The sequence below is a fragment of the Lelliottia sp. 7254-16 genome, from assembly GCF_002922995.1.
Lineage (GTDB): Bacteria > Pseudomonadota > Gammaproteobacteria > Enterobacterales > Enterobacteriaceae > Enterobacter > Enterobacter jeotgali.
The window spans coordinates 61,426-74,150 of sequence record NZ_PQVS01000005.1; the positions used below are offsets into that span (position 1 = coordinate 61,426).

General features: G+C 54.7%; 13 protein-coding genes. 8 read left to right on the forward strand and 5 right to left on the reverse strand.

Features of this window, described 5'->3' with window-relative positions:
- Nucleotides 1–18: 18 nt before the first annotated feature.
- The 6 genes from gluQRS to panD all read left to right on the forward strand — a co-directional run bounded on the left by gluQRS (nt 19) and on the right by panD (nt 5,109).
- Entirely contained in the window at nt 19–909 is an 891-nt protein-coding gene (gene gluQRS / locus C3708_RS09145) for a tRNA glutamyl-Q(34) synthetase GluQRS (RefSeq protein ID WP_103948066.1), read from the forward strand.
- A 51-nt stretch (nt 910–960) separates the two neighbouring features.
- Complete coding sequence (pcnB, locus tag C3708_RS09150; RefSeq protein ID WP_207765889.1) at nt 961–2,361, forward strand: polynucleotide adenylyltransferase PcnB; 1,401 nt, start codon at nt 961–963, stop codon at nt 2,359–2,361.
- A complete protein-coding gene (gene folK, locus C3708_RS09155) occupies nt 2,358–2,837 on the forward strand; it encodes a 2-amino-4-hydroxy-6-hydroxymethyldihydropteridine diphosphokinase (RefSeq protein WP_095280815.1) in 480 nt (159 codons plus the stop codon). The genes pcnB and folK overlap by 4 nt, the downstream gene beginning before the upstream one ends.
- Before the next feature lie 122 nt (nt 2,838–2,959).
- Nucleotides 2,960–3,751 (forward strand): 3-methyl-2-oxobutanoate hydroxymethyltransferase, encoded by a 792-nt coding sequence (gene panB, locus C3708_RS09160; RefSeq protein ID WP_103949117.1) that lies wholly within the window; start codon nt 2,960–2,962, stop codon nt 3,749–3,751.
- 11 nt (nt 3,752–3,762) lie between these two features.
- Nucleotides 3,763–4,617 carry a pantoate--beta-alanine ligase gene (panC, locus tag C3708_RS09165; protein ID WP_103949118.1) on the forward strand — a complete coding sequence of 285 codons (855 nt, stop codon included), beginning with the start codon at nt 3,763–3,765 and terminating at the stop codon, nt 4,615–4,617.
- A gap of 111 nt (nt 4,618–4,728) precedes the next feature.
- Nucleotides 4,729–5,109, forward strand: coding sequence for an aspartate 1-decarboxylase (panD, locus tag C3708_RS09170; protein ID WP_095284178.1), 381 nt, complete (start codon nt 4,729–4,731; stop codon nt 5,107–5,109).
- A gap of 1 nt (nt 5,110) precedes the next feature.
- Here panD and C3708_RS09175 read toward each other — a convergent pair whose 3' ends face one another.
- The 4 genes from C3708_RS09175 to C3708_RS09190 all read right to left on the reverse strand — a co-directional run bounded on the left by C3708_RS09175 (nt 5,111) and on the right by C3708_RS09190 (nt 8,663).
- Nucleotides 5,111–6,358, reverse strand: coding sequence for a polysaccharide deacetylase family protein (locus tag C3708_RS09175; RefSeq protein WP_103949119.1), 1,248 nt, complete (start codon nt 6,356–6,358; stop codon nt 5,111–5,113).
- A gap of 63 nt (nt 6,359–6,421) precedes the next feature.
- Complete coding sequence (locus C3708_RS09180; RefSeq protein WP_095280811.1) at nt 6,422–6,862, reverse strand: PTS sugar transporter subunit IIA; 441 nt, start codon at nt 6,860–6,862, stop codon at nt 6,422–6,424.
- A gap of 107 nt (nt 6,863–6,969) precedes the next feature.
- On the reverse strand, nt 6,970–7,740 hold the full coding sequence (locus C3708_RS09185) for an ABC transporter permease (protein ID WP_095280810.1): 771 nt from the start codon (nt 7,738–7,740) through the stop codon (nt 6,970–6,972).
- Nucleotides 7,737–8,663 (reverse strand): ABC transporter ATP-binding protein, encoded by a 927-nt coding sequence (locus C3708_RS09190; protein ID WP_095280809.1) that lies wholly within the window; start codon nt 8,661–8,663, stop codon nt 7,737–7,739. The genes C3708_RS09185 and C3708_RS09190 overlap by 4 nt, the downstream gene beginning before the upstream one ends.
- 107 nt (nt 8,664–8,770) lie before the next feature.
- Here C3708_RS09190 and can point away from each other — a divergent pair, with 107 nt between their 5' ends.
- Entirely contained in the window at nt 8,771–9,433 is a 663-nt protein-coding gene (gene can, locus C3708_RS09195; protein WP_095280808.1) for a carbonate dehydratase, read from the forward strand.
- A 104-nt stretch (nt 9,434–9,537) separates the two neighbouring features.
- Here can and hpt read toward each other — a convergent pair whose 3' ends face one another.
- Nucleotides 9,538–10,074, reverse strand: a complete 537-nt coding sequence (gene hpt / locus C3708_RS09200) for a hypoxanthine phosphoribosyltransferase (RefSeq protein ID WP_095280807.1) — start codon at nt 10,072–10,074, stop codon at nt 9,538–9,540.
- Nucleotides 10,075–10,278: 204 nt separating this feature from the next.
- On the opposite strand from hpt, the gene C3708_RS09205 reads away from it, so the two are divergent.
- The gene (locus C3708_RS09205; protein WP_103949120.1) at nt 10,279–12,669 is read left to right on the forward strand and encodes a glucose/quinate/shikimate family membrane-bound PQQ-dependent dehydrogenase; all 2,391 of its coding nucleotides are present in this window, start codon (nt 10,279–10,281) and stop codon (nt 12,667–12,669) included.
- The last annotated feature ends 56 nt before the right edge of the window (nt 12,670–12,725 follow it).

The window sequence follows — 12,725 nt, forward strand, 5'->3', positions numbered from 1 at the left end:
TTTTTGTCTGTCGTGAATATGCCTCAATCTGACTATATCGGGCGCTTTGCGCCATCTCCCTCCGGTGAGCTGCATTTTGGTTCGCTCATTGCCGCTCTCGGCAGCTACCTGCAAGCACGTTCTCAGCACGGTATCTGGCGCGTGCGTATTGAAGATATTGATCCCCCTCGTGAAGTTCCCGGTGCAGCAGAAACCATCCTGCGTCAGCTGGAACATTACGGCCTGAACTGGGACGGCGACGTACTGTGGCAATCGCAACGTCACGACGCCTACCGCGAACGCCTGAAGTGGCTCTATGAACAAGGGCTTTCTTATTATTGCACCTGCACCCGCGCGCGCATTCAGAGCGCTGGCGGTGTGTACGACGGTCATTGCCGTACTCTGAACAATGGGCCTGAAAATGCAGCAGTCCGTTTGTTGCAACATCATCCCGTGACCCGATTTCAAGATGTTCTGCTCGGTGAAATTAACGCCGATGAGCGTCTGGCGCGGGAAGATTTTATTATTCATCGTCGCGATGGCTTATTTGCTTATAATCTTGCTGTGGTCGTCGACGATCATTTTCAGGGCGTGACCGAAATTGTGCGCGGTGCAGATTTGATTGAACCCACAGTGCGGCAAATTTCTTTGTATCAGCAGTTTGGCTGGCAGACGCCGGATTATATTCATCTGCCGCTGGCCGTGAATGAACAGGGCAATAAACTTTCAAAGCAGAATCACGCGCCAGCGCTACCCGATGGCGATCCGCGCCCTGTTTTGATCGACGCTTTACGATTTCTAAACCAGAATGTAACCCAGGAATGGCAGGATCTATCCGTTGAAGAATTGCTGAAAAAAGCTGTCGATAGCTGGTCGCTGTCTGCGGTGCCTAAAATCCAGCATTCTCAAATGCGTCTCGCTGAGCTATGATTAGCCGCTATTTTTTTTCGGATCAATGAAAACACACTACCGAGGTGTACTATTTTTACTCGAGTCGCTAATTTTTGCCGTAAGGTGCTAAGCCGCGATGAGAGCGTAGCAAATGACGCTATCGCTCAATCACATATGTCGGTTATTCCGCGTGAGCAGCACACTATTTCCCGCAAAGATATCAGTGAAAATGCCCTCAAGGTGCTCTATCGTCTGAATAAAGCAGGATACGAGGCCTATCTCGTGGGCGGCGGGGTCCGCGATTTACTGCTTGGCAAAAAACCAAAAGATTTTGACGTGACGACCAGCGCCACGCCGGAGCAGGTGCGTAAATTATTCCGCAACTGCCGTCTGGTAGGCCGTCGTTTCCGTCTTGCTCACGTGATGTTTGGCCCGGAAATTATCGAAGTGGCCACCTTCCGTGGTCACCACGAAGCGGGCGGAACACCGGATCGCACCACGTCTCAGCGCGGCCAGAACGGCATGCTGCTGCGTGACAACATCTTTGGTTCCATCGAAGAAGATGCCCAGCGTCGCGATTTCACCATCAACAGCCTTTATTACAGCGTGGCCGATTTCACGGTGCGTGATTTCGTCGGCGGCGTGCAGGATCTGAAAGACGGCGTGATTCGCCTGATCGGCAATCCAGAAACGCGCTATCGCGAAGATCCGGTGCGTATGCTTCGCGCCGTGCGCTTTGCCGCCAAGCTGAATATGCAAATTAGTGCGGAAACCGCCGAGCCGATCCCACGTCTGGCGACGCTTATCAACGACGTTCCGCCTGCGCGTCTGTTCGAAGAAGCGCTGAAAATGCTGCAAGCCGGTTATGGGTATGAAACCTATAAACTGCTGCGTGAAAACAGCCTGTTCCAGCCACTGTTCCCGACCATTGTGCGCTACTTCACCGAAAACGGTGACAGCCCGATGGAACGCATTATCGCGCAGGTGCTGAAAAACACCGACACCCGCATTCATAACGATATGCGCGTGAATCCGGCGTTCCTGTTTGCGGCGATGTTCTGGTATCCGCTGCTGGAAACTGCGCAGAAAATTGCTCAGGAAAGCGGTCTGGCCTATTACGATGCGTTCGCGCTCGCCGCTAACGACGTGCTGGATGAAGCCTGCCGTACGCTGGCGATTCCAAAGCGCATCACCACGCTGGTTCGCGATATCTGGCAGCTGCAGTTACGCATGTCTCGCCGTCAGGGCAAGCGCGCGTGGAAGCTGATGGAGCATCCAAAATTCCGTGCGGCTTACGATCTGCTGGCGCTGCGCGCTGAGATCGAGAACAACAAAGAGCTGCAAAGTCTGGTTCAGTGGTGGGGCGAGTTCCAGGTTTCCGCACCGCCGGAACAAAAAGGGATGCTGACCAATCTCGACGAAGAGCCTGAGCCGCGTCGCCGTCATCGCCGCCCGCGTAAACGCGCACCGCGCCGCGAAGGCAGTGCATGACGCTTGCTTATATCGCCATCGGCAGCAATCTGGCCTCTCCTCTGGAGCAGGTTAACGCTGCCGTTCAGGCGTTAAGCGAAATCCCACAGAGCCGCCTGGTGGCGGTTTCTGCGTTTTACCGCACTCCGCCGCTTGGGCCGCAGGATCAGCCTGATTACCTGAATGCCGCCGTGGTGCTTGAAACCTCCCTCGATGCCGAAACGCTGCTGGATAATACCCAGCGTATTGAGCTCACGCAGGGCCGTCAGCGCAAAGCAGAACGCTGGGGACCGCGTACGTTGGATCTCGATATCATGCTGTTTGGCGATGAAGTGATTCATACAGAACGCCTGACGGTGCCGCATTACGACATGAAAAATCGCGGTTTTATGCTCTGGCCGCTGTTCGAAGTCGCCCCGCAACTCACCTTCCCGACCGGCGAATCGCTCCAGGCGATTTTGCAGCAACTCAACGCCGACAAACCCGCCCTCTGGTAAACCGTTTTTTTTGCTGATTACCCACAAAACATTTGCTGTTAATCGGTTGCCTAAAATCATTGTTCCCCTGAATGTTACTGATAGAATGCGCAAAGATTCGTTTTGGGCTATCAGGACACATTATGAAACCAACCACCATCGCCTTATTGCAGAAATGCAAACAGGAAAAAAGACGCTTCGCCACGATTACCGCTTATGACTACAGCTTTGCAAAGCTGTTTGCCGAAGAGGGTATTAACGTCATGCTGGTCGGCGACTCGTTAGGGATGACGGTACAAGGACATGATTCCACCCTGCCAGTGACGGTAGAGGATATTGCTTATCACACCCGCGCCGTGCGTCGCGGTGCGCCAAATTGTCTGTTACTTTCTGACCTTCCTTTCATGGCTTATGCCACACCTGAACAAGCCTTTGAAAACGCCGCCGCGGTGATGCGCGCGGGCGCCAATATGGTGAAAATCGAAGGCGGTGCCTGGCTGGTTGAGACCGTTAAAAAGCTGACCGAGCGCGCGGTACCGGTGTGCGGCCATCTCGGTTTAACGCCGCAGTCGGTGAATATCTTCGGCGGGTATAAAGTTCAGGGTCGCGGCGACGCCGGGCAAATTCTGCTGGACGATGCGCTGGCGCTGGAAGCCGCTGGGGCGCAGCTGCTGGTGTTGGAATGTGTACCTGTTGAACTGGCTAAACGCGTCACCGAAGCGCTCTCCATTCCGGTAATCGGCATTGGTGCAGGCAACGTGACTGACGGGCAGATCCTGGTGATGCACGACGCCTTCGGCATCACCGGCGGCCACATTCCTAAATTTGCGAAGAATTTTCTGAGCACCGCGGGCGACATGCGCGCTGCGGTCAGGCAGTATATTGCCGACGTCGAATCCGGTGTTTACCCGGGTGAAGAACACAGTTTCCATTAAGGAGTCTCGTTGTGCTAATCATTGAAACCCTGCCGCTGCTGCGCCAGCACATTCGCCGCCTGCGTCAGGAAGGTAAACGTATCGCTCTGGTCCCGACTATGGGTAATCTGCATGACGGCCACATGAAACTGGTCGAAGAGGCCAAAGCCCGCGCCGATGTGGTGGTGGTCTCTATCTTCGTGAACCCGATGCAGTTTGACCGTGCCGACGATCTGGCGCGTTACCCGCGTACGCTGCAGGAAGATTGCGAGAAGCTCAAAAAACACCACGTCGACTTCGTCTTCTCGCCTGCGCCTGGCGATATCTATCCGCAAGGTACCGAAGGGGCGACTTTCGTTGACGTGCCTGGCATTTCAACGATGCTCGAAGGGGCAAGCCGTCCGGGGCATTTCCGTGGCGTTTCGACGATCGTCAGCAAACTCTTTAATCTGGTACAGCCGGATATCGCCTGCTTCGGCGAGAAAGATTTTCAGCAGTTGGCGCTGATCCGCAAAATGGTCGCGGACATGGGCTACGACATCGAGATCGTCGGCGTGCCGATTGTGCGCGCGAAAGACGGTCTGGCGCTCAGCTCCCGCAACGGTTATCTGACCGCTGACCAGCGTAAAATTGCGCCTGGACTCAGCAAAGTCATGAATGCAATGGCGGAAAAACTCAGCGCAAACGAGCTGACGGCGGAAGAGATTATCGCCATTGCGGAACAAGAATTGAACGAAAAAGGGCTGCGTGCTGACGACGTGCAAATCCGCGATGCCGACACTCTACTGGAGCTTTCAGACACCAGCAAACGCGCCGTGATTTTGGTAGCCGCGTGGCTGGGCCAGGCACGTCTGATCGACAATAAAGTGGTTGAACTGACGCAGTAGACAGCGACTAAAAATCGGGCAATACTGCGCTGATATTTGCCTGGGGAATGTTTCCCCTCACCCTGCCCTCTCCAGCCGGAGAGGGACTGCATGAAGAGTAAAGGTAACGTTATGATTCGCACAATGCTGCAAGGTAAGCTTCACCGCGTCAAAGTGACGCAGGCAGACCTGCATTACGAAGGTTCCTGCGCGATTGACCAGGATTTCCTTGAGGCGGCGGGTATTCTTGAATACGAAGCCATTGATATTTACAACGTCACCAACGGCAAACGCTTCTCGACCTATGCGATTGCCGGTGAACGCGGCTCGAAAATCATCTCCGTGAACGGCGCGGCGGCACACTGTGCGGACGTGGGTGATATCCTGATTATCGCCACCTACGTCACCATGCCGGACGAGCAGGCGCGCAGCTGGCAGCCGAAAGTGGCCTATTTTGACGGCGACAACGAGATGAAACGCACCGCGAAAGCGGTCCCGGTTCAGGTTGCCTGATTTACCCCTGCGGCTGGTTGCTTACCAGCCGCGACATCGTCTCCAGCGAATCCGTTCTTAAGATGTACAGGCGTTTGAGTAAGAACGGATTATCCCCCGGCTTCACCTTCCCTTTCACCGTTGTCACCGCCAGATGAAAACCGGCCTCGTTCGCCGCTTTCACCGCTTTGTCATCGTACCCACCGAACGGATACGAGAGATAGAGCACGCGCGGGTTGAACTGCGCCAGCGCGCGGCGCGAGCGTTCAAAATCAAACAAGATCACATGCGCGCTGCGGCTCAGCAAAATCGGATGTTTGTTGGCGTCGACGCGATGCAGGAAGTGGGTATGCGACTGGATATCAAACACATCCTGGATCTCTTTCAGCTCCGACACGCTCATAAACTGCAGTGATTTAGGATCCCACTTCTGCGGGTGGGCTTTGATTCGCGACGAGATAATAAACGCCGTCGCTTTAAAACCGTACTGCTTCAGAATCGGCCAGGCGTAACGGTTGACCGACTTCAGACCGTCATCAAAGGTGATCACCACCGCCCGCGCGGGCAGGTTCATCTTATTGCGCACATAGCCTTCCAGCTGATACATGGTCAGCGTGGTATAGCCCTGATCGCGCAGCCAGGTCATCTGGTTATTGAACGCGCGCACGCTGGTGGTCGTGGAGGTATGGCGGAAACGGGTATTCTCTTCGTCGCGCAGGATATGATGATAGGTGATCACCGGAATACCGTTATCTTCCTGAGCGTCGAGGCTGCTTACCCACGCAAGCCGGTTGCCCATACGAATCTGGAACCACGTCTGGTTGAGCCTGTCTTTCAGCTTACTGAGAATGGGATAGCGCAGGTTTGAACTGAGCGTACCAAACGGAGCGCTGCCGCTGTTAGGGGCGTTGTAAACCGGAGTGTCTTTCCAGGTGATGAGATTCTGATTGCTGAGCGGCTTATTGAGATCGCCCAGGCTGTCCTGAACGCGCTGTTTCCCCTGCACCTTTTCGAGGTGCCCTTTGTCGATAAAACCGGTGCCAAAGCCGAAGCGAAATTCGTAATAGTCCGCTGCTGTCGGGACCACCGCGAGAATTTGCCCCGCGCGGACATTGCCGACGTTCACGACCTCGTTGCCCACCTGCGCCCAGATCGCCGCATCTTCGGTGGTTTGCATATATTGAGCGGGTAAGCCTTGCTGGCTTAATAAACTGGCCGACGCACCGCCGGAAACCAGCAGCATCAGAAGGAAAAAAACGCGCATAAACATGGGATTATTATCGACACAAAAAATCAGTCGCCATTGTAGCAAAAGCGACATCAATACCAATGTTTAATTCTTATACAGATCGTGGAGCAGGACGAAAGGCGGGTTTTTCTGCTGCTGATGCCAGAGACTGCTGACACCAGGTATTTCCTGCCCAACCAGCGTGTCGCGGAACTCCGCGCTGCTGAGCGTCTGACGCAGCGGGTACATCATCTCCAGCAACGGGTAGTTAATACCGGAAATCACTTCGCAGTTTTCATGTTTGTGGCTTAACAATGCGGCAGCACGATAAGGTGCAGCACCGGATTTATCGGTCAGAAAGATCACCCCTTCGCCGGTGTCCGTCTGATGCAGAGCATCGCACATCATGCGGCTCAGCATATTGGTGCTCAGTCCACGCCAGTAATTGACTACCCAACACTGCGGCAGCGGGCCAAACTTCTTTTCCAGGCGATCGATCATTGCCTGGGCATCGTCATCGTGACAGGTAATTACCCAACCCAGCATAGCGTCTCTCCTTAACGGGGAAAGTAGTTTAGCGGAGTGAAGGTTAATTTAGGGTGATAACTATCAAGAAAATGGCCCGGCAGGTTGTGCGCTGCCGGGTAGGATATTTAGGTGCGCAGTCCGCGCCCGCGCTGGATCAGATACCAGCACAGAATATAGAAAGCAATGATGAAGACGGCCAGCACGATGACGGTGGTAAACAGCGGTACGTCGGTAATACCGAGGAACCCAAAGCGGAACCCGCTGATCATGTAGACAATCGGGTTGAGGTGCGACAGCGCCTGCCAGAACGGCGGCAGCAGCGTCAGGGAGTAGAACACCCCACCGAGATAGGTCAGCGGCGTCAGGACGAAGGTTGGGATCAGGCTGATGTCATCGAACGTGGTGGCGAACACCGCATTCAGCAGGCCAGCCAGCGAGAACAGGATCGCTGTCATCAGCAAGGTCAGCGCCACGAACATCCATGAATGCACCTGGAACGGGACGAAGAACAGCGAAATGGCCGTGACCAAAATCCCGACCGCCAGCCCGCGCGCCACGCCACCGCCGACATAACCGGCGATAATCACGTGCGTCGGCACCGGGGCCACCAGCAGTTCTTCAATATTGCGCTGGAACTTAGCGCTGAAGAACGACGAGGCCACGTTGGCGTAAGCGTTGGTGATCACTGCCATCATGATCAGGCCCGGAACGATAAACTGCATGTAGGTAAAACCGTGCATTTCACCAATGCGGGAACCAATCAGATTACCGAAGATGATGAAATAGAGCGTCATGGTGATCACCGGCGGCACCAGGGTCTGCACCCAGATGCGCATAAAGCGGTTGATCTCTTTGGCCCAGATACTCTTGAGCGCCACCCAGTAAAGATGTGTCATGCCTGCTCTCCTTGTTTATCGTTAACCAGAGAGACAAACAGTTCTTCCAGTCGGTTGGCTTTGTTACGCATACTCAAAACCTGTACGCCCTGTGCGCTCAGCTGCGCGAAGACGCTGTTGATGCCCTGCTCACGCAGCACTTCGACTTCCAGGGTTGAAGTATCTACCAGTCGATACTGATAGCCCTCCAGCTTCGGCAACGGGCTTTTCGCCGCCAGATCGAGAATGAAAGTTTCAGATTTCAGTTTCGACAGCAGGTTTTTCATCGAGGTGTTTTCCACCAGCTCGCCGCGCTGAATGATACCGATATTGCGGCACAGCATTTCAGCTTCTTCGAGGTAGTGAGTGGTCAGAATGATGGTGGTGCCTTTGTCATTCAGATCCTTCAGGAAGCCCCACATCGAGCGGCGCAATTCGATATCGACGCCCGCAGTGGGTTCATCGAGGATCAACAGCTTTGGTTCGTGCATCAGCGCACGGGCGATCATCAGACGGCGCTTCATACCGCCGGAGAGCATCCGCGCACGTTCGCCGCGCTTTTCCCACAGATCGAGCTGTTTGAGGTACTTTTCGCTGCGCTCGATGGCGTCCTGACGCTCAACGCCGTAATAACCGGCCTGGTTAACGACGATTTGCTGCACGGTTTCAAACGGGTTGAAGTTGAACTCCTGCGGCACCAGTCCCAGCTGACGCTTGGCGTTCACCACGTCTTTATCGAGGTCATAACCAAATACCGCGACGCTGCCGGAAGATTTATTCACCAGTGAACTGATGATGCCGATGGTGGTGGATTTCCCTGCGCCATTCGGCCCCAGCAGCGCGTAGAAATCCCCCGCTTCGACCTGCAGATCGATTCCACGCAGCGCCTGAACGCCGCCAGAATAGACTTTTTTAAGCTGCTTTAGCTCAAGTGCAATTGTCATGAATTAAACTTACCTATAGTTCTGACACACGTTGTGTGGTTTCAATAAAAGTCGAGTTACCCTATATTAGCGCAACGCTATTACTCGGTTACAGGTCGTTAACCTCTATGAATGACATAGATACACTCATCAGCAACAATGCACTATGGTCAAAAATGCTGGTAGAAGAGGATCCGGGATTTTTTGAGAAGCTGGCGAAAGCGCAGAATCCACGCTTTTTGTGGATTGGCTGCTCTGACAGCCGCGTCCCGGCAGAACGCCTGACAGGCCTTGATTCGGGTGAACTTTTTGTTCACCGTAACGTTGCCAACCTGGTCATTCACACCGATCTCAATTGTCTTTCCGTCGTACAGTACGCAGTCGACGTGCTGGAAGTGGAGCACATCATTATTTGCGGCCACTACGGCTGCGGTGGCGTGCAGGCGGCGGTCGAAAACCCGGAGCTGGGGCTAATCGATAACTGGCTGCTGCACATTCGCGATATCTGGTTCAAACATAGCTCACTGCTGGGCGAAATGCCGCAGGAGCGCCGCCTCGATACCCTCTGCGAGCTGAACGTGATGGAGCAGGTTTATAACCTGGGTCATTCCACGATTATGCAGTCGGCATGGAAGCGCGGGCAGAAAGTCTCGGTTCACGGCTGGGCGTACGGTATTCATGACGGATTACTGCGTAACCTGGAAGTGACCGCCACCAACCGCGAAACCCTGGAACAACGCTATCGTTCCGGCATTGCCAACCTGAAGCTCAAGCACGTTAACCATAAATAACCTGTAAAAAAGCCGGGTGGCGGCTTCGCCTTACCCGGCCTTGTTGTCCCTCTCCCTGTGGGAGAGGGTTGGGGTGAGGGCATCAGACCGCACCCACATCAGTCTTACTCGTCCAGCAGAACCACTTTTCCAACATACGGCAGATGGCGATAGCGCTGTGCATAATCGATGCCGTAACCCACCACGAACTCATCCGGGATCGAGAAACCGACGAATTCAACCGGGACATCCACTTCGCGACGCGTCGGTTTGTCCAGCAGGGTACAGATCGCCAGGGATTTTGGTCCACGCAGGCTCAGGATCTCGCGCACTTTAGAAAGGGTGTTACCGGAATCGATAATGTCTTCTACGATTAACACGTCTTTGCCGCGAATGTCTTCGTCCAGGTCTTTCAGGATCTTGACATCACGGGTGGTCGACATCCCGCTGCCGTAGCTGGAGGCGGTCATGAAATCCACTTCATGGGACACCTGAACTTCACGGCACAGGTCTGCCATGAACATGAAAGAGCCGCGCAGCAGGCCTACCAGCACCATATCGCTGCCGCTGTCCTGATAACGTTCGGTGATTTGACGACCCAGTTCGGCGATACGCGCTTTGATCTCGGCTTCCGGGATCATCACTTCAACAGTATGTTTCATATTACTAACCGTATGATTTAAAACCAATCTATCACTGCAGATGTAGATACGTCCGGCAATGATTCACAAGTTCAGCAGTATACCAGCAAATGGATTCGCCTGGCGCATGAGTTACAAAAAGCTCATTTTGTGATTCCGATCACACTTGTTAATACCTATAATTAATTGCTATCAAATAATTAACAAACTACAGAGTACTTTTCTATGGCTGAAACAAAATCTCCACAGCCGCGTCTACTGGTAACGTTAACAGCCGCATTTGCCGCTTTCTGCGCGCTGTATCTGTTAGCCGGTGGCGTATGGCTGGTCGCGTTAGGCGGCTCCTGGTACTACCCGATTGCGGGCCTGGTCATGATAGGTGTGACCGTCCTGCTTTTGCGTCGTAAACGTTCCGCGCTGTGGCTTTACGCAGCATTACTGCTCGCAACGATGGTATGGGGTGTCTGGGAGGTCGGCTTCGACTTCTGGGCGCTCACGCCGCGTAGCGACATCCTCGTCTTCTTCGGTATCTGGTTGATTCTGCCGTTCGTCTGGCGTCGCCTGCTGGTTCCGTCCAGCGGTGCCGTGAGCGCACTGGTCGTTGCCCTGCTCATCACGGGTGGCATTCTGACCTGGGCCGGGTTTAACGATCCGCAGGAAGTGAAAGGCACCCTCAGCGCTGATTCCACTCCTGCTGCCGCCATTTCTCAGGTGGCAGACGGTGACTGGCCGGCGTATGGCCGTAATCAGGAAGGACAACGCTACTCGCCGCTGAAGCAAATCAACGCCGATAACGTGAAAAACCTGAAAGAAGCCTGGACCTTCCGCACCGGCGATCTGAAGCAGCCGAACGATCCGGGTGAACTGACCAACGAAGTCACGCCGATCAAAGTGGGCGACATGCTTTACCTGTGTACTGCTCACCAGCGTCTGTTCGCGCTGGATGCGGCGACGGGTAAGGAGAAGTGGCACTTTGACCCGCAGCTGAACACCAATACCTCGTTCCAGCACGTGACCTGTCGCGGTGTCTCTTACCACGAAGCGCGCGCGGAAACGGCCTCCCCGGAAGTTGTGGCTGATTGTCCTCGCCGTATCATGCTGCCGGTGAACGATGGCCGTCTGTTTGCCATCAATGCCGAAACCGGCAAACTGTGCGAAACCTTTGCCAACAAAGGTATCCTCAATCTGCAGACCAACATGCCGGATACCACGCCGGGCCTGTATGAGCCGACGTCTCCGCCGATCATCACCGATAAAACCATCGTCATTGCCGGCTCAGTCACGGATAACTTCTCTACCCGTGAAACCTCTGGCGTGATTCGCGGTTTCGACGTGAATACCGGGAAACTGCTGTGGGCCTTCGATCCGGGCGCGAAAGATCCCAATGCGATCCCGTCGGATGAACATACCTTTACCTTTAACTCTCCTAACTCCTGGGCACCGGCGGCGTATGACGCGAAGCTGGATCTGGTCTATCTGCCGATGGGCGTGACCACGCCAGATATCTGGGGCGGAAACCGTACGCCAGAGCAGGAACGTTACGCCAGCGCGATTGTGGCGCTGAACGCCACCACCGGGAAACTGGCATGGAGCTATCAAACCGTTCACCACGATCTGTGGGATATGGATATGCCGTCCCAGCCGACGCTGGCCGACATTACCGTCGACGGTAAAACGGTTCCGGTGATTTACGCTCCGGCGAAAACCGGCAACATCTTCGTACTGGACAGGACCAACGGCAAACTGGTGGTTCCGGCTCCAGAAAAACCAGTACCGCAGGGTGCGGCGAAAGGCGACTACGTTTCAAAAACGCAGCCATTCTCTGACCTGAGCTTCCGTCCGAAGAAAGATCTGACCGGCGCGGACATGTGGGGCGCCACGATGTTCGACCAGCTGGTGTGCCGCGTGATGTTCCATCAGCTGCGCTATGAAGGCATCTTCACACCGCCGTCTGAGCAAGGCACATTGGTCTTCCCGGGGAACCTGGGGATGTTTGAGTGGGGCGGTATCTCAGTTGATCCAAACCGTCAGGTAGCGATTGCTAACCCGATGGCATTGCCGTTTGTCTCGAAGCTGATCCCACGCGGTCCTGGTAACCCGATGGAGCAGCCGAAAGATGCGAAAGGCAGCGGTACCGAAGCCGGTATTCAGCCGCAGTACGGCGTGCCGTTTGGCGTGACGCTGAACCCGTTCCTTTCTCCGTTTGGCCTGCCGTGTAAACAGCCTGCCTGGGGTTATATCTCCGCGCTGGATCTGAAAACCAATCAGATCGTATGGAAAAAACGTATTGGCACACCGCAGGACAGCATGCCGTTCCCGATGCCGGTTCCGGTGCCGTTCAATATGGGGATGCCGATGCTCGGCGGCCCGATCTCTACCGCTGGTAACGTCCTGTTCATCGCCGCAACCGCAGATAACTATCTGCGTGCGTATAACATGACCAACGGTGAGAAACTGTGGCAAGGCCGTCTGCCAGCAGGCGGACAGGCCACACCGATGACCTACGAAGTGAATGGCAAGCAGTACGTTGTCATTTCAGCGGGTGGTCACGGATCGTTTGGCACCAAGATGGGCGACTATATTGTCGCGTACGCGTTGCCGGATGATGTGAAGTAATTTTCCCCCTCACCCTAGCCCTCTCCCTCAAGGGAGAGGAGACTGTCCGGTTTTCC